This is a genomic window from Streptococcus porci DSM 23759 (assembly GCF_000423765.1).
Classification (GTDB): domain Bacteria; phylum Bacillota; class Bacilli; order Lactobacillales; family Streptococcaceae; genus Streptococcus; species Streptococcus porci.
Map to the genome: position 1 here is coordinate 1 of NZ_AUIP01000015.1, position 18329 is coordinate 18329.

11 protein-coding genes and 1 pseudogene are annotated in these 18329 nt (G+C 38.4%); 5 read left to right on the forward strand and 7 right to left on the reverse strand.

All coding sequences use genetic code 11. The annotated features are described in order from the left end of the window. Nucleotides 1-416, forward strand: a pseudogene (locus G576_RS13580) (transposase); the annotation flags it as partial. Nucleotides 417-965: 549 nt separating this feature from the next. Here G576_RS13580 and G576_RS0106815 read toward each other — a convergent pair. From G576_RS0106815 to G576_RS0106845, 7 genes are all read right to left on the reverse strand, one after another. Further along, complete coding sequence (locus G576_RS0106815) at nt 966-2513, reverse strand: glycoside hydrolase family 43 protein (RefSeq protein ID WP_027973967.1); 1548 nt, start codon at nt 2511-2513, stop codon at nt 966-968. Between the two features lie 90 nt (nt 2514-2603). Further along, nucleotides 2604-3266 (reverse strand): beta-phosphoglucomutase, encoded by a 663-nt coding sequence (gene pgmB / locus G576_RS0106820; protein WP_027973968.1) that lies wholly within the window; start codon nt 3264-3266, stop codon nt 2604-2606. Between the two features lie 63 nt (nt 3267-3329). Continuing rightward, nucleotides 3330-6131 carry an alpha-L-rhamnosidase gene (locus tag G576_RS0106825; protein WP_027973969.1) on the reverse strand — a complete coding sequence of 934 codons (2802 nt, stop codon included), beginning with the start codon at nt 6129-6131 and terminating at the stop codon, nt 3330-3332. 18 nt (nt 6132-6149) lie between these two features. After that, the gene (locus G576_RS0106830) at nt 6150-7835 is read right to left on the reverse strand and encodes a glycoside hydrolase family 3 protein (RefSeq protein WP_027973970.1); all 1686 of its coding nucleotides are present in this window, start codon (nt 7833-7835) and stop codon (nt 6150-6152) included. Nucleotides 7836-8396: 561 nt separating this feature from the next. Next, on the reverse strand, nt 8397-10997 hold the full coding sequence (locus G576_RS0106835; RefSeq protein WP_027973971.1) for an alpha-L-rhamnosidase: 2601 nt from the start codon (nt 10995-10997) through the stop codon (nt 8397-8399). Continuing rightward, nucleotides 10984-12630 carry a glycoside hydrolase family 3 protein gene (locus G576_RS0106840; protein ID WP_027973972.1) on the reverse strand — a complete coding sequence of 549 codons (1647 nt, stop codon included), beginning with the start codon at nt 12628-12630 and terminating at the stop codon, nt 10984-10986. Before G576_RS0106840 ends, G576_RS0106835 begins: the two co-directional genes overlap by 14 nt. A gap of 60 nt (nt 12631-12690) precedes the next feature. Continuing rightward, nucleotides 12691-14076: an MFS transporter gene (locus G576_RS0106845; RefSeq protein WP_037618691.1), complete on the reverse strand. Its 1386-nt coding sequence runs from the start codon at nt 14074-14076 to the stop codon at nt 12691-12693. A gap of 131 nt (nt 14077-14207) precedes the next feature. Between G576_RS0106845 and G576_RS0106850 the strand changes: the two genes are divergently transcribed. From G576_RS0106850 to G576_RS0106865, 4 genes are all read left to right on the forward strand, one after another. Then, the gene (locus tag G576_RS0106850; protein WP_027973974.1) at nt 14208-15200 is read left to right on the forward strand and encodes an AraC family transcriptional regulator; all 993 of its coding nucleotides are present in this window, start codon (nt 14208-14210) and stop codon (nt 15198-15200) included. An 85-nt stretch (nt 15201-15285) separates the two neighbouring features. After that, nucleotides 15286-16287 carry a helix-turn-helix domain-containing protein gene (locus G576_RS0106855; protein WP_037618693.1) on the forward strand — a complete coding sequence of 334 codons (1002 nt, stop codon included), beginning with the start codon at nt 15286-15288 and terminating at the stop codon, nt 16285-16287. 145 nt (nt 16288-16432) lie between these two features. Further along, entirely contained in the window at nt 16433-17374 is a 942-nt protein-coding gene (locus tag G576_RS0106860; protein WP_027973976.1) for an alpha/beta hydrolase, read from the forward strand. Nucleotides 17375-17533: 159 nt separating this feature from the next. After that, nucleotides 17534-18328, forward strand: a complete 795-nt coding sequence (locus G576_RS0106865) for a MurR/RpiR family transcriptional regulator (protein ID WP_027973977.1) — start codon at nt 17534-17536, stop codon at nt 18326-18328. Nucleotide 18329: the final 1 nt, after the last annotated feature.

An 18329-nucleotide genomic window follows, 5' to 3' on the forward strand; every position in this document is an offset into this window, starting at 1 on the left:
CCAACAAAAGCCATTGGAAACCCTTGTGACGGACTTAACCTATGTTCGTGTTGCCAATCGTTGGGTTTATGTTTGTTTGATTCTTGACCTCTTCAATCGTGAAATCATTGGCCTATCCCTTGGTTGGCACAAGACTGCTGACTTGGTCAAAGAAGGCATTCAAAGCATTCCCTACGCTCTGACCAAGGTCAAACTCTTCCATTCGGTCTCTAAGTCAGGCCGGCTGTCCTTATGACAATGCGGTAGCTGAGAGTACCTATCGCTCCTTTAAGCTTGAGTTTATCAACCAAGAAAACTTCCGCTCTCTGGAAGAATTAACCCTTAAAACTAAGGATTATGTCCACTGGTGGAATCACCATCGCATCCACAGCACTCTTAATTACCAAACACCCATGACTAAAAGAGTAATCGTTTAACAAAAACACTTTATAAATTTTGTACAGAAAAGTGTTGCTTTTTCAGATTAAATACTATTTATGATAAAATAGCTGAGATAGAGACACTAATTGAGACAAGTGAATCTAAACGAGAGGTAATCCTAAAAGATAAAATGACTGCTGATAATATTTATAAAATATTGGTCAACTTTGCATCATTTATGGACGTCATGGAAGATGCCGACAAGAAGCGATTGTGTCAGATATTGATTGAAAAAGTCGAAATTTATTATGACAAAAATAAAGCAGGATGTTGGGTAAAAGCCATTCATTTCAAACTTTCAATCGTTTAGGAAGAATTAGAAATTAGTTTGGACAATAATACACCAGTAGAGGCTGTAGTGAAACTACAAAAGAAGGAATGGTGAAAACCCTTGATTTTATACAGTTTTTCAAGCATTTTGTATTTGTTCCAGATGGTCTAGGAGGACTTAAAAAGTTCAAAAATAGATAAAACAGCACCCTAATTGTTAGATTTTGTATCTAACAATTAGGGTGCTGTTCATAGATTTGAGAGTGTTTTTATTGTTAATTAATATGTATTCGGCTAGCTTTATTTATAGTTAATTGTGCATCTCCTAATACATAGAGTCCTTGGAAATCTCCTGTATTAAGAGCAGCGATTGCCTCGTTTGAAAAATGTTGAGCGTGGAGGTCAAATGTTATTTTTCTCTCATTAAAAATTGCAGAGAAGCGTTTGTAATCTTTTCCGTGTTCTAATTCTAATTGTTCAGGAATTTGGTTAATCGTAGCAACATGCTCTTTGATTTCTAAATCAAGAACTTTTGCAAACTTGAAGAGATGATAAGTGTCTTCAAAATCTCCTTTTTCGATTAAGAGAGCGCCGTAATGTTCGGTGTTTATAGTGACAGCTATGCCAATAGCACCGTTATTGATTTCCGTTTCTTTTGTATCAATATCAAGAGTCAATTTTTCATTGTGCTCGGTTTGTCTGATTGCAAGAAAACTTGGTGTTCCTAAATCAGATAATGTGAGCGAAGAACCAGATAGGGATAGTTTTCCCTGCGAGAGATGAAGTCTTGATGTCAAAGAATCCCTAAGACTGACCCATTCAGGATGTAAGCTATCTGCTGAAAAATCATCAATAAAGTCGGTTGACTCTTGTTTTTGGAGTGATTTGGCATGTTCTGGGAAATGAGTTAGATCAACTGTAAGTGTCGGAATGCCATTGTAAATGATTGGCCACTCCTTAGACCAATCAACTGGGTATAATAGTGTCTCACGTCCAATATTGGTAATTTGAATATGACCAATAGAGGCAGGGCGAGTCCCTAAACAAGTCAACCACCAATTACCAGAAGTATCTTGGAAGAGGTCCGCATGTCCAATATTTTGAAGAGGCTCATCGGCACGGTCTCGATTAGTGAAAAAAGGATTCTGTGGCGCTTGCTCAAAAGGTCCCCACAAGGATTTGCTACGAAACATGGTAATCATATGGCCCAACCCAGTTCCGCCTTCTGCTGCCAAGAGATAGTACCAGCCGTTTCGTTTAATAATATGTGGACCTTCTACGTCACGTCCTCCAGTTCCAAGACTGAGGACTTCAGGACCTTTAAGGATAGTACCATTAGTAATGTCAATTTCAACTTGTTGAATTGCTTTGGTCCCTTTATCATCAATATAGCCCGTAAACTGAATATAGAATCTGCCATTTTCAAAAAAGAGATCAGGATCAATACCAAAAATATTGACAATGATACGGTTTTGCTCCCAGATAATATGTGTACCATCTTCGCTCAGGGTTCCGCGGATGATAAAGTTTTTAAACTCAGCGAAGTTAGTCGTAATGACGTAGAAGTGGCCGTTGTAATAGCGAATGCAGACTGCGAAGATGCCTTCATTAGATTTGGAAAAACGTAAATCCGCCTGACTGATTTCTGTTACGATTGATGGCATCTTCGTCCAATTGAGAAGATCGGTGGACTTAGAGAGTGCAATACCAGGATAATATTCAAAGGTTGAGTTAACCAGGTAAAAAGTATCTTTTACACGAACGATGGATGGGTCAGGATACATACCACGTAGGATGGGGTTTTGATAAGATGTTACTACCATAGGAAAAACTTTCTAAGCGATGATTAAAAGTAAGAATAATTGTTTCGTTTTAAAAGTGTAAGAGGAAAGTCTACCAAAAGCCTGTACGACTTATTGTTGATTCTTTTTCCAAGCTTCCACAATTTCTTTGAAATCGAGTTCAGATGTACTATTGTAACGTTTGGTGGCGTGACTTAACTCACTACCTCCAATAGCGATGGAAGTGGCTCCAGAAGCATTGATAGCAGATACACCAGCAACTGCATCTTCAACCCCAATACAGTCTTTAGGATCAAGATTAAGGGCTTTAGCTGCTGCCAAAAAAATGTCTGGTGCAGGTTTTCCAGCAGCGACTTTAGCAGGATCAGCAATGGCTTCAAAAGAGTCTGCAAGTCCCAATTTCTTTAAGATTAGTGGACCATTTTTAGAAGCTGATGCTAGGGCGATTTTGACATGATTTGATTTAAGGTCGCTGATAAATGATGTGATGCCTGGTAAAATATAGTTTGGATTTAAAACATCTAGGGCTTCAACATAGGCCTCGTTTTTTTCAGCTGCTAGGGATTTGAAAACTTCCTCTGAAACTTGGATGTTGAGGTAATTTAAAATAATGGTGAGGGAGTCTTCGCGACTAACTCCTTTCGTTTTTTCTTCTAATTCATCCGGTAATTCAGTATTAAAATGTTTTTTTACCAAATTTTTCCAAGCTGCAAAGTGAAAGATAGCGGTGTCTGCAATCACACCATCAAGGTCAAAAAGAGCACCTTTAAACATAAAGTATTTCCTTTCTAAAAAGATGAGAACGCAAGCGGTTTGGCTTGCGATATCTCAAATAAACTAGCGTTGCGCCAAGATAACTGTTGATTCTAAGACCTGTGCAACTTTTTCAAGATTTTCTTCTGAAATGGTAATGAATGGCAAAATAGCATTGACTTTAGCAAGTGACATTTTGCCGAGTCCACCATTTACAGCTCCTGGGTCGTTTTTAAAGAAGCCTAGTATTGGATTTTCCCTATCAATGGCATCAATTTGTTCCACAAGATATGGGTCTTTCATAATTTCAGCAACGGTCGTTTCAGAAGAGTAGTGTTCAATGTAGTTTTCGGTTGGGATATAGCTGATTGCATAGTTACCAGCAGTTAGGTTAAATTGTCCTCCTATTTGGCTAGCTCCATTAATTGTTACAACGACGTTTTCAGAACGCGGAAGAGTCACTTGAGCAGTGCTACCAAATGGAATGGTTAGATTGATTTTAATAGTGTGGTTGTCATCACTTTCAATCTGATAAGTGATAGCAATTTTTCCATAAGGAGAGTCAAAGTGAGCGTCAATGGTATCAAGGCGGTAATCAAATTCAGGAGCAAAATCAAATACTTTGTAGCCTGCTTGGGGGTTACGGATACCGACAACATATTTGTAAGCCCACTCCATAATGGCACCGATGGAGTAGTGATTGAGAGAATTCATCCCTTCAGGGTTCATGTGACCATCAGGTTCTACGGAGTTCCAACGCTCCCAGACAGTTGTTGCTCCCAGATTAACAGCGTATAGCCAGCTTGGGAGGTCTTCTAAGAGGAAAATCTTTGTAGCTAATTTATGCTGTCCATATTTTGATAGCATTTGGTTGATGTATGGTGTTCCGATAAACCCAGTCTTGAGGTGGTCATCGTCTTTGTTTAAACGCTTGACTAAGTCGGCAGTAACACGCTGACCTTGCTCTTTAGGAATGAGTTCAAATTGAAGAGCTAGCGCATAAGCCGTTTGCGTATCAATGGTCAGTTTACCGTTAGCTGAGATATACTCGTTGCGAATGGCTTGAAGAATGCTCTCAGAGAGATTTCTATAAGCTATTTCATCATCAGTTTTGCCAATTAATTTGGCCGTTTCAGCAACAATGTGTGCAGAATAATGATAGTAAATGGATGCGATAAAATCTTCGTCTGTTTTACCAGTTGGCATAGCTGGGTTTTCACCGTCTAAGGCTAACCAGTCACCAAACTGGAAGCAGCCTGTCCAGAGATTTTCAGTCTTAGTGTTACGCCCAATCCAATCAACCCAAGCCTTCATATTGTCATAATGTTCAGTTAAGATGCTAGGGTCACCAGTTGCTTGATAGCTATTCCAAGGAACGAAAGTGGTGACATCTCCCCAGATAGCACCGCCCCCATCAGGATTGCCGAACGAAGGTGCATACATTGGGGCACGACCATCATTGAGCTTTTGTTCAATCGCGACATCTCGTAAAAATTTGCGGAAGAAGGCATAAGCGTTCATGTTAAAGAGGGCTGTATTTGAGAAGACATTAGTATCTCCAGTCCAACCTAAACGCTCATCACGTTGCGGACAGTCAGTTGGAACGTCAAAGAAGTTGCTCTTTTGACCCCAGATAACATTTTGGAAAAGGCGGTTAACCTTTGGATTATTAGTCGTAATGTGACCTGTCAAAGGCATATCCGAATAGACCACGTCAGCCTTAAAGTCTTCAGCAATAATATTGTCAAGACCTTCGACCTTGATATAGCGATAACCATAGTAAGTAAACTTAGGTTGTACCCATTTTTCTACACCATCTGATATGTATTCAAATCCAGCGCGAGCAGAACGAAGATTGCCATTATAAAAATTATTTTCTTGTAATATCTCGCCGACTTGTAAGAAAATACGAGTCCCTTTTGGCGAACGATTGTAGAAGCGAAAAATACCAGCATGGTTTTGTCCAAAATCAAGGACAGTTTCACCAGAAGGCGTGTGAAGTACTTCCAGAACATCTAGGGTTTCTTTGACAACGAGAGGTAGGCTAAGACGGTCTGTTAATACATGGTTATCTGCTTCAACTAGGGTAACAGGTTCCCAATCTGATATAGTCTTTGTGTCGTCACGATCTTCTCCATAGTAAATAGAGGATTTAGTTACTTGCCCTGCGGTTGTTTCCCAACTTTCATCAGTCACAAAAAGGTCGCTTGTCCCATCTTCGTACACAATATGGTATTCAGCAAGGGCACGGTGTTGGTCGCCATAAATACAATCCACACCTTCAATAAAGCCATAAGGCCCCTTAAACCAGCCATCAGCAGTCGAGATGACTAGCTCGTGTTGCCCAGACGAAAGGGCTTTAGTGATGTCATAGGTTTGGACCTGAACCCACTTATCGTAAGCTGTTTGCCCAGGAGCTAGGAATTCTTTTCCGATTTTTTCACCATTGATATAGGTTTCATAAACCCCAAGAGCAGTCATATAAAGACGAGCTTGTTTTACAGGCTTATCAATGGAAATAGCAGAGCGAAACAGGGTGTTTTGGATGGTTTTATCCTTGTTGGCAATCCATTTGGCGCTGAAAGGTTCAGACATTTTACCTGTTTCAAAAAAAGTCTTAGCAGTAATGAGATCCTCTGTCGATTTAATCATCACTTGAACGTCGTAACGTGTCCGAGGAGCGAGTTTGATAGGAACCTCAAAATAATTATTATCATAGGCAATAAAGTCAGTTTCATAGACAACTGCCTCATCAGTTGAGATGATTAATTTTTTCTGAACAGTTGTATCAGTTTCTGCTTCAATTTTAAAATCAACGCGCAGGCTTTTTAATTCAAAACCAATAGGTTCTGTCATGTGATTAATAAGAATACTTGAAATGTTCATTTATTTCTCCTCCTCTAGTTATAATTTCGCAAGGAAGTCACCACAGAATGGGTCAATAGGGCTAACCCCTTCAAAGTCTTCTTGACCGACGATTTTATGGAGTACCGCTGTTACAGTCTCAGGTGTACCAGTATAGGCATTAATAAATGTTGAAAGGTAGGGTACGTCAAAAAGATGGTATGGATTAGCAGTAGAGACAAAAACAGTTGGTAGACTTGAGGCAAACCATGGAGCATTAGCAGCCATTAGTTGGATCCAATTTAACCGCGTAGTCGTTTGGTTAGACGCTGTTTCGACATTAGCGACATAAAAGGCTAAATCAAATTTCTGTTTCAAATCTTCAACGCCTTCTTCAAACATCTCATGAAAATCCATTTGGTAAGGGGTAACCTCAAAACCAAGCTCTGTTAAGCCATTCTTGAAAAGGTCAGTTACTTTTCCACCTTCTTTAAAGCCACCTTCGTCAGAGTCACCAAGGACGACAAGACGAATTCGAGGTGTTTTATTTGGTGAGAGTGGCAATAACTTATCACGATCCTTGACCAATGTGACTGATTTTTTTGCAATTTTTGCAGTAATAGCAGCGTGCTCTTCTGGTTTTAAGGCAAGTGTTTCAGGAATAGTGATACCTAGTTTGTTATCTAAGGTTAGGAGACGTTGTGCTACTTTTGTTGCGATAATTCGTGTGACGGCTTCGTCAAGACGTTTTTCAGAAATGATTCTGGTCTTTACAGCCTTACGGATAGCAGCATAATCTTCGTCAATATTTTTATTGAACAAAATCATATCAATACCAGCATTAATCGTCTCTGCAAGAAGTTGTTCACGTGGCATGATAACGTTGTAGCCCACCATAGCCGTTGCATCGGTAATCGCTAATCCGTTAAAACCAAGTTCTGATCGCAAGAGCCCATCAATTAAGAATTTTGAAGCAGAAGCAGGGCGTAAATCTTTATTGTCAATGCTAGGACAGAGTTTTCTCTCCCAAGCTGGTTGATAGATATGGCCAATCATGACACTTGGGGCACCTTCGTCAATCAATGTTTTGTAAATATGACCATAGGTTGTTGACCAATCATCAGCCGATAAGCTGTTAATACTTGAGAGTAGATGTTGGTCGCGTTCGTCTACACCATCTCCTGGGAAATGTTTGATAACGGGAATAACGTGATTTTCTTCTAGACCTCTAGCCTGGGCCTGAGCCATGCGGAGCACTCGATTGGGATCCGAACCAAAAGTGCGCGTGTTCGTAATTGGATTTCTAAAGTTGTAATCAATATCAACGATAGGTGAGAAGCTCATATTACAACCAACTTGGTTAGCTTCGTAACTAGCGACTTTTCCGAGCTGATAGGCAGACTCTGTGTCATCGGTTGCTGCCATTTGCAGAGGATTTCCGAGCCAAGTCCCTTCGGAAATAATGCCGTTACCACCAGATTCTAAATTAGCTGCAAAAAAGAGAGGAATATTAGTATGTTTCTGAATCGTTTGGATATTCTTTTTGATGCTTGCTGCAAGGCCAGGGCGGTACATCATGCCACCAGGTTTATAGGTTTCAATGAATGTTTCTAGATTTTCGTCTTGACCGATAACAAAGAAAAGTTGTCCAATTTTTTCGTCTAGGGTGAGATTAGTGACTGTTTGAGTAACGAACTCGCTTTGCTCTTGTGTCAAATGAAAGGGAGATTGTGATAAGTTTACCATAGCTGTCCTCCAGATATATCGTTTGCTTCAGTTTAACAACAAACATCATCGGAAACAATAGTCTAAAATAATCTCTAATGTGTTCATTTCACAGATTTTTTGATACATTATCATAGAATTAAACTGCTTTTGAAAAATGAGTGATTTAAATGTGGTGCATTGGAAAGAGTAAATCTAAAATAGTTCTAGATTTGGCTTAAGTATTGAAATTTTAGAAAAGAGTTTTAACATGAAAGCATTCATCCATGAGATTAGTAGCATATTGAATGGACTAAAAGTTCGATTATTGATGATGGCATAATAACTGTTAGTAGCCCAAAAGACAAGCAGACTTTGGAATATGCTCAGCATTTGACACAGTATAGTAGCGAGAAGTATTTAATCTAGATACAGGTAGCAGTAATAGCAAATTAACTACCTATAATAATCTGACTAAGTGGTACTAATTGATTTAATGTAATTTTTAGCCTGGCTTTGTTTAGAAATGCTAGTATCAAAACCAGCCCTCATTACTAAGAGCTGGCTAATATAGGATAGATTTTTCAAATCAAAGTATATATGTTATTCAATGATTGACAAGTGATTTTCTCCTGGTTGTAACCACTGATGATGGCCCTCAGGTGTGATGAAGATAGCTTTTGTTCTAACAGGTAAATTCACTGAAACGGAGAATGTTGCACCATTTTTTTCCCAACGAACAGTTAAATTACCATTAGGAGTTCTTAAACTGCCTTCTACCCAATCTAAATAATCTGTATAATGAGGAGATATTGTATAAGTCGCGGTGTTGTCAGTAACATCTGGAAGATTGATTCCTAACAATTTTTCAACAATAAAATCTTCGATGGCACCATAGGCATAATGGTTAAGAGAGTTCATCTCTGTACCGCTGATGGTTCCATCTGGTAATAGTGAATCCCAACGTTCCCAAGTGGTCGTAGCCCCCATATTGACTTCAAAGAGCCAGCTAGGTGCAGCTTCTTTGAATAATAGATTAAAAGCTTCTTGTTTTAGTCCATTATCTATTAGGGCATGGGGAAGCGCAGGTGTTCCGACAAATCCTGTAGTTAAAAAGCCATCGTGCTCAGCTAAGTTATTTTTCAAACGGTCAATTAAGTCTTTTTGAGCAATCTCATTTGGGTAGAGTTTGTATCGAAGTAGGAGGGATATTCCAGTTTGTGTATCGATTTTGGTTGGGATGCTTTGCCCTGCGAAAGTATTAGCCATATTTTGGCGGATATGCTCAACCTCAGACTGTAGTGTTTTAGGTTGCAGATTTAACCGGCTGTCAATAAAATAAGTTTCTATTATTGCTTGACGAATGTCCTCGGCTAATTGCTGGTAAAACTTAGCGCGATTGTCCTCTAAAATGTGGAGTGCTTGTGCCGTATAATTAGCAGAGAGATAGTAGTAGACAGAAGCTACCAGCGCAGAATCTGTTGCACCAAATACAGAGTCCTTGATACCAGAGTCGAGAGCTAGCCAGTCTCCCAGTTGCCAACCAAAATCCCAGAGCCTATGACCGCCTCGAGCTTCATCTTGTTGATGGATAAAATCAACCCAAGCTACCATACTATTGATATGTTTTGCTAGCAACCCCTTATCACGGAAGTGTTTATAGAGTGTATAGGGAAGAATAGTAGCAGCATCTCCCCATACAGCAGCTCCTGCGCTAGTCAAGAAAGGATTTAGACCTTCCTTTTTTTCTATCTTTGGAAATGGTGCAAAGAAAGGGACAGCTCCTTTAAGGTGATGTTGTTCTAGACTAAGCATCTGCATAAAATGTCCTAAGAAAGCTCTAGTTTCCATATTATAGCAGGCAGTATTAGCAAAGACCGTGATATCGCCTGTCCACCCCATGCGTTCATCGCGCTGGGGACAATCTGTCGGAATACTTAGGAAGTTGTCTTTTTGACTCCAGCGAATATTACTAACCAGTTTGTTTAATTTGTCATGAGAGGATGAAAAAGAAAATCTCTCATCCATTAAACTATGGATAGCTTGTGCTTTGAATTGTCTAACCTCCTCTTTCGTAAGACCTTCAACTTTAACGTATCGAAAACCAAAGAATGTAAAATGGGGTCTAATGTGGCGTCGGATATCATTATTAAGAATGGTAAATGTCTGTTTAGCTGTTCGTAAATTGTCTGTGTAGAAGGTGCTATTTTGCAATATTTCTGCAAATTGGAAGGTCACTCTTTTTTTATTAGCTGGTAATGTTCCACTAATCCATCCTGTTATTTCTTGACCAAAATCTAATACAAGTTGTCCCGCAGCATCGTGAAAAATGCTGGGAGTTAAAGATTCCACGATTTCTACGGGAGGGTCAATTCTCCCCTGTAAGTTATGCTTGCTATCGGATATTTCTACTGTGGTTAAAAGATTTTCAACTTGACCAAAGTCAATAACCTCACCATCGTAAATAGAGTTTTCTTGGATCACAGTGCTCGTAGTCCTCCAAGAATTGTCAGTAACAACAAGTTCAGTGCTTCCATCTTGATAAGTGATATGAAGCTCAGCAATCAATTTTTGTCTATTGCCATAAAGGTTTTCGAAACCACCTTCGAAGACAAAGCGCCCACGGTACCAGCCGTTTCCTAAGATGAAAGATAGTTCAGAATTTGGGGTGAGTAAAGTAGTCACATCATAGGTCTGATATTGTTCAATGAAATCGTAGCTATGATAGCCAGGAGTAAAATATTCCTGTCCAACCTTTTGACCATTGAGTTCAACTTCATAAAGACCTAGACCAGTACTGTATAGTCTTGCAGATTGGACAGGTTTACCAAGATGGATGATTTTCGAAAAACGGGCGCTCGGTAAGCTATCCTCCTTGTAAGTAATCCAATTGGCTAACCATTTTTCACTCATCTTAGATGTTTCAAAGTAGCTGATTGCTTGAGTTCCTTCAGCAGAGACACGCCAAAAATATCGTTGTCTAGGTTCTAAAAAGTCAGCAGTAGTACTTATTGTATTAAAAGTATCTGTCGTACTTCCTTTCCAAAGAATGTTATTAAAATGTCTATCTTTAGCTACTTCAATAGTGAACGATAGCCTATCGTCTAAACTAGCAGCTGAAATTTCCCAAGAAAAGGTTAGATAATCAAAATGGTAACCGAGAGGTTCTGTAATTCCGTTGACTTTTAAATTATGAATGATCATGTCTGAGTTCCTCTAATAGCATATTATGGCAGAATGGGTCAACAGGGCTAATGCCCTTGAAAGTAGATTCGCCAGTTAGTTTAGCAATAGTTGCTTGAATGAAATGGTCATAATTACAGTAAGCATTAATGACGGTATCAACCATTGGTAAGTCAAAAATGTGATAAGGATTTCCAAAGCTAATTAAAGCCGTAGGAATTTCTTTGACAAACCAAGGGAGATTGTTTCCCAATCCAAACAAGGTGTGCCAGTTAATACGAGCGACAGTTTGATTACTTGCATTTTCAACATTAGCAATATATAGGACAGCATCATATCGACTGGTAAAGGATTGGACGGTATCTAATTCCCAAAAATTAGTTTCAGGCTCATAGAGGCTAACATCAAAACCACGTGATTCTAATGCGGTGGTGACTTGTTCAGTTACCCTAGCATTGGATTCAAAATTTCCTAAAATTTGAACAAGTAAACGTTTGTGATGATTTGGATTTAGAGGTAGTAAGTTTTGATCGTCTTTGACAAGAGTAACAGAGCGGTCAGCTAGGTCGTTTTGCTCTTGTTCATAGTTTTCAAATTGTCCTGAGCCATGTTCAACTTGTAAGTGTAAGCCAAGTGATGCCTTAGTAGCTAAAATTCTTGTCACAGCTTCGTCTAAGCGATCTAGTGTTAAAATGCCATTTGCGATGCCATCTTTCATGAATTGGATATCTTCTTCCAAAACACGATTAAAGAGTAACATGTCACAACCTGCTTGAATGGTATAAGGAACAGCCTCACGACGTTTCATTGCTGCACCGAATCCTACCATGGGACTAGCATCTGTTATGGTCAATCCATTAAACCCAAGTTCTTTTCGTAGTAAATTTTTCAAGAGTTTAGGACTTAGTGTCGCAGGCATATTATCACCAGTATAGGCTGGTAGGGCAATATGGCCAATCATAACCGCTTTGGATCCATAATCGATAAGTTCCTGATAGACACGACCAAATGTTTTGTGCCAAGCGGACATTGATAAGCTATTAATAGAGGTTAGTAAGTGTTGATCTCGTTCATCCACCCCATCTCCGGGGAAATGTTTGATTGATGTCATTAAACCATTATCGTGAAAAGCTTGTGTATAAGCTTTTGCATTTTCAATAACAAGGTCAACTTGACTACCATAGGTACGGACATTTGTTATAGGGTTTCTAAAATTAAAATCTAAATCTATAACTGGAGAAAAGCCCCAGTTAACACCGACTGCTCTACCATCACGAGCAGCTATTTTTCCTAACGTGTACGCATCTTTAGAATCTCCTGTAGCGGCAACAGCCATTTGTCGTCCATAAGCAGTTGCTTCAAATGCAGCCCCATTACCACCGTCTTCAAGATTTGCAGCTGTCAGTAGTGGAATTTTACTGTTTTCTTGCATATAGCGATAAGTATTGTGAACGTCGCTGGCCTCTCCTGGTCTGAAAAATAGGCCACCAATACCGAGAGAGAGTAAATGATCCAGGTATTCGGGTTCTGTTGAGTAGCCGATGGGAAGGAAGAGCTGACCTATTTTTTCATCAAGGGTTAAGTGTGATAATGTCTCCTGTACCCAATTGATGGCATCATCATCTAGATAAAATGGCTTAAGTTTTAAATTCATTGTATTTTCCTTTCAAATAAGATTAAGGAGGGAACCTTGCTCCTCTCCTTAAAGTAAGTATTAGTTTTCGTTAATATCTTTAGCGCGTGCTTGGATGTCTTTGACAATTTGAGGTAATTTTTTATCCAAGTCATAGAAGAATAATAGGGCGATTGAGAGAATTGCTAGAAGTATTGGAATATAGGCAAACACTGCTTTAATAGCCAAGAGTGTTGCTGATGATTGAGTGGCTGCCCCGGCAACATATCCTCCTGCTGCCATAACGAGTCCAAGGATAAGAGCACCAAGGCCCGAACCAACTTTTTCACCAAATGTAGCTGCTGAGAAAATTAAACCGTCAGAACGGATACCAGTTTTCCATTCCCCGTAGTCTGCAACGTCACCAAGCATAGCAAATCCAGCTACAGCACCAGGTGCGATACCTAAACCACGAATGATGAGACCCACAATAACTATAGTAAAATCAGTCGGGAAAAGTGCTAATAAAATAGTACCAATCAGCATGATGATATTTCCCAAAATCATCACAGCTCTCTTGGATAGTTTAGCCATCAAGAATGGGACAACTAGACTACCTATAAGGATTGGGGCAAATGAGAGCATCCCAATCAAAGCAACTTTACTAACATCACCAAGAATATATTGAGCATAGTAAATATTAATACCACCGAGTCCAGAACTGATGAAGCTAATCAACATCGTTAAGATTAGAATAATCCAATATTTATTTTTGAATAAGGCTTTAATGTTATCGGCTGTGGAGACTTTCTGTGCTTGATCGGCACTGAGAGCTTCACTATTTTCAAGGACACGTTCCTTAGAATTTTGATGAAGGATATAGAGCAGAATCACTGAAAGAAGAGCAAATACTGAAGCCATTTTTGTCCAAGATGAAGCAGAGGTTACTTCGCCAAAGAAGTTGACAATTTGTAAGACGACCCCGTTGACTAAAAACGCTCCAGCAAAACCAAAAATAGTCCGAGAGGTTGAAAGGTAGCCACGCTCTTTTGAATCAGATGAAGTTGTTCCAAGTAAGGTATTGTAAGGAACCATCGTCATTGTGTAAACACCTGCTAAAGAAATCACATAGGTTGCAAAAGCGTAGATGCCTTTCATACTTTCTGGAAGAAATGATGGAGAAGTGAAGAGCAGAATCAAGGCTAGTGCGTAAGGAAGAATCATGCGCTTGATCCAAGGTCTTGCCTTACCAGTTGCTGTTGACGTTCTATCTACAACGGCTCCCATCACCAAGTCGGATACTCCATCAAAGATGCGGGCAAATAAGAGTATAGAGCCTACCATAGTCATTGTTAATCCTACGACATCGGTATAGAAATAGGTAATAAAGCCATTAGCTGTTGTAATCATCAGATTAGCTGCTAGGTTACCGAAACCAAAAGTGACTTTCTCGCTTAAAGGCACTTTGGATGTGTTTTGTTCAATCATAAAGGGTTCCTTTCTAGATATCAATAGATATCTGTAAACGTTTTCTATGCCAATATTTTATACGCTAATAAAACTTTTTACAATGTATTTATTTTAGGATATAATGAACTATCTACATATCGGAGGGCGCTATGAATCTCAAAGAATTAGAAACTTATCTTCATCATATTAATGTTATTGAGAAGAAACAAAGAGAAACTGGAAAAGCCATTAATGACTTTCCAGTATCTGATAAAATGGAAGGATTTTATTTAGATTCCTTGTTTAATATTGTGCGTTTCCCTAAAAATGCTTTTTTCAGAGATGGTCAAAATATATTTATCAGCCGTCATAATCGCTTTGCACCTATGATTGAACATTTACATGACTTTATTGAAATGACTTACGTTTATTCAGGAAGTTGTACCCAGATTATTAATGGCGAGAAAATTTATTTGCCACAAAGAAGTCTCTGTGTTTTAGACAGGGATGTACCTCATTCGATTGAACCTCTCGGAGAAGAGGACATTCTTATTAATATTTTAATTAATGAAGAGACTTTCTCTTCCTTGTTCCTCTTGCGTCTGCAAAATGATACAAGTTTGGCAACCTCTTTTTTAGCGACAACATTTAACAAACAAGCTAGTCATGACAGGTATATGATTTTTGAGACGAATCAAAATGATATTATTCATTTACAGGTGCAGATGCTTCTATCTGAATATTGGTCTTATAAAAGCCAGCGGGAAACGTTTTTATCTCACTATTTGCAATTGATTTTTATGGAGTTATTTCGCATTTATCAAACTGAGAATTTTGCACATCATACATCACAACGATTTGATTATGCCAAAGTATTAGATTATATTGATTCTAATTATCGAAATCTCAAAATTTCAGATTTGGCTAGACATTTTGGTTACAATAGTAATTATATGAGCAATATGTTAAAAAAACATACTGGCCGAAATTTTCAAGAAATCTTATTAGAAAAGCGTCTTTTGATAGCTTGTGACTTGTTGGAAAATACAGACTTATCCATTGATAGCATAGCATTTGAATCAGGATTTAACACAACAAGCTATTTCTTTAGGCAATTTAAAAAGAGATACGCATGTACTCCAAATGTTTATCGAAAAAAATGAAATTATGATATTTTTTAGGTAATTAATTTAGGTAAGCTCAATCCCCTTCAAAGGATGTCAAAATATAAGAATAAGGAAGTTGTTAATGCTAGATATCTATGATCTTTTAGTAAAATATCGGGAAAAAAGAGATTGGGAGACAATTGTTTCAACCATGCATCCAATCCCGGCTAAAACCCTTGATGGACAACCTGTTTATGAATTTTTTCATAACTTAGATGAATCGCTGGATGTAAACCCACAACCAATAGCTCTCTCAGTAAATCCTGTAGATTCTTTTGTTCCATTTCATTATCATAATCATGTGGAACTGATTATTCCTATTAGAGGAACCTTGGATATTGTAATGGAAAACGAGCATATCCATCTGACTGAGGGAGATATCTTTATTGTTGGTCCAAATACGACTCACCAAAATTTGGAGAGTGGTAGGGATGATTTGGCCTTAAATATTGCACTGAAACCTACAGCATTTTCACACACTGATCTAGATTTTTTGAGAAGAAGTGGTGCTAGTAGCTACTTAGCAGATCTTCTTTTTTTTACACCGCAGGAAACGAGTAGTGATGAGGGAATTTATACTGTTTTTCACACCAAGCCAGAAGATGGTGTCCTACATACGATTGCCAATATTGCCTATGAATACTACAAGATTACAGATGGTCAATCAAGTTCTATTATCCGGTACGAACTACTTGTTTTGTTTGCTAAATTGTTACGGTTATCCTTAAAAGAAGAATCAGTCATGGTTAGTAGCCGTAAAAAAGAATCAACTTTGATGTCGCTACTTCTCTACATTGAAACGCACTATGCCAGTACAACTTTAGAGGATATGGGGGAGCATTTTGGGTTTAATCCGAATTACCTTTCCTCCTATTTAAAAAAGCATACAGGAAAATCTTTTATTAAATTGCTTCACTTACAACGTGTCAATGCTGCTGCAGACTATCTATTATATACCAAAGCGCCAATCGAAAAAATTGCAGCTAAGGTTGGTTATGAAAATCCTTCTTATTTTTACAAAGTTTTTAAGAAAATTCTAGGCATGTCACCAGCCGAGTATCGAAATAGTGGAAAAGGGAAGTGAAGTTGGTAATTGGAAGTTGTCAGTTAGGAAAATTATTTTTCAGAAATTCCCTAGCTATTATCTGCGAAAAGAACACTTCTGTTCTACGAAACAAGCAGTGAGAAAAGAATCATAAAAGATTATAATTGGGGAAGGAGGTATCACAATGCTTGTTAAAAAAATTCAATTAGATGACAATAATCCTGATGTTACATTAACCACTTATGTTTTGGATGATTCTGCTGAATTGCTGAATAGAAAAAAACGCCCTGCAGTTCTCATTTGTCCTGGGGGAGCCTATCTCAACTGTTCCGATCGTGAAGGTGAACCAGTTGCTCTTGCCTTTGCGGCTATGGGTTACCATGCCTTTGTTCTCCGTTACAGCGTGTTTTTTGAAGCTACTGAAGACGGATTTGCTGAACTTTTAGCAGGTAAAACATTTGAAAAACGTGATCACTCGATTTACCCAGCAGCCATCAGAGATATTGCCAAGACTTTTGCCGTCATTTATGACCATGCGGATGAATGGTTAGTTGATACTGAAAAGATTGCTATCTGTGGTTTCTCAGCAGGTGGTCATAATGTCCTCAATTATGCTGTTCATTATGACAAACCAGTCATAACAGATAGCTTTGATGTTGACAAGGTCAAACCAGCTGCGGTTATAGCGGGTTATCCTATTTCGGACTATCTTTTTATGAAAGAATCTGTTACTAAACAGGATGAAATGGCCCAAGGACTCTTCAAACTGTCAAACCTTGCCTTTTTTGGAAAAGAGAAACCCTCTGAGGATGTCTTGGCAGAGGTAAGTGCTGCACAACAAGTTAGCCCATCAACACCACCGATGTTTCTATGGGCAACGGCAGGTGATAATCTTGTCCCCGTTGGTCATACCACACGTATGGCAACGGCATTAGCTGATGCAGGTGTCCCGTTTGAGGTTCATATCTATGAGGAAGGGAAACATGGTCTATCTCTAGCTACCCAAGCGACAGCAAAGGCACTAACAGAGCTTAATCCGATTGCCTCAGACTGGATAAAATCAGCAGACACTTGGCTCCAAAAACGCTTTGCTTTACCGTTAGAAGAAAAAAGTAGATGGGCATAGGAAACCTCTTATTGTGGTAAAATGGATTCAGCAGTAAAATAGTAGGACAGGACACGATGTAGAGATTTCTTGAATTAGATTGGAAAAGCTCAGTTCATAAATTGCTCCACAAATACTAGTTACTAACTATTTTATTAGTTATACTTTGGAGAACGACCTATGCAACATATTTCTATTGTAAGTGAGTTGTTAAAATTCATTAATCAAACTAAGCAAGATAATGTTAATTTTGCTATTGCAGAAGGAATGCTTAACCATTTTAAGGATATTCCAAGTATTTCGATTCATGAATTGGCTGAACTCTGTTATGTGTCATCTGCTTCAATTTCGCGATTTGTCAGACAACTAGGTTTTTCAAGTTATGGTGAGTTTAAAAATCAATGTCGTATTGTTATTGACATTGATGTTGATTATTCGGTTAAAGTGACTAAAGCAGATGGCAAAGACCTAGAACCTATTTTTCGACGTTACACTAATAATATCAAAGAAAATTTAGATTATAATTTAGAACATATTGACTTTGAACAATTAGAACGTGTTGCAAAAGCCATTTTTGAAGCGGATGAAGTAGCTTATTTTGGCTTTCAATTTGCTACCTTGATAGGGCAACATTTTCAGCAAAAAATGGCTGAAAGTAATAAATTTGTTCGATTAGGAGATACTTATGAAAAACAAGTGGAGTATGCTAACTCTATGACTCCTAATAGTGTTGCCATTATTGCATCGCTTGAAGGTGGTTTCTTTTATCGAAGTCCTGAAATTTTTCAAATTTTGAAAGACAAACAAGCTAAAATTATTGCTATAACCATGAACCAACCGTCTAGGGTGTTACAGGCGGTGGATGAACTTCTTATTTGTAATAAAAATAATTCTGATACAGAAGGGCGTCTTTCATTACTCTACATGATAGAATTACTTTTAATGTACTACTATGTTAACTACAAATTTCAATAAA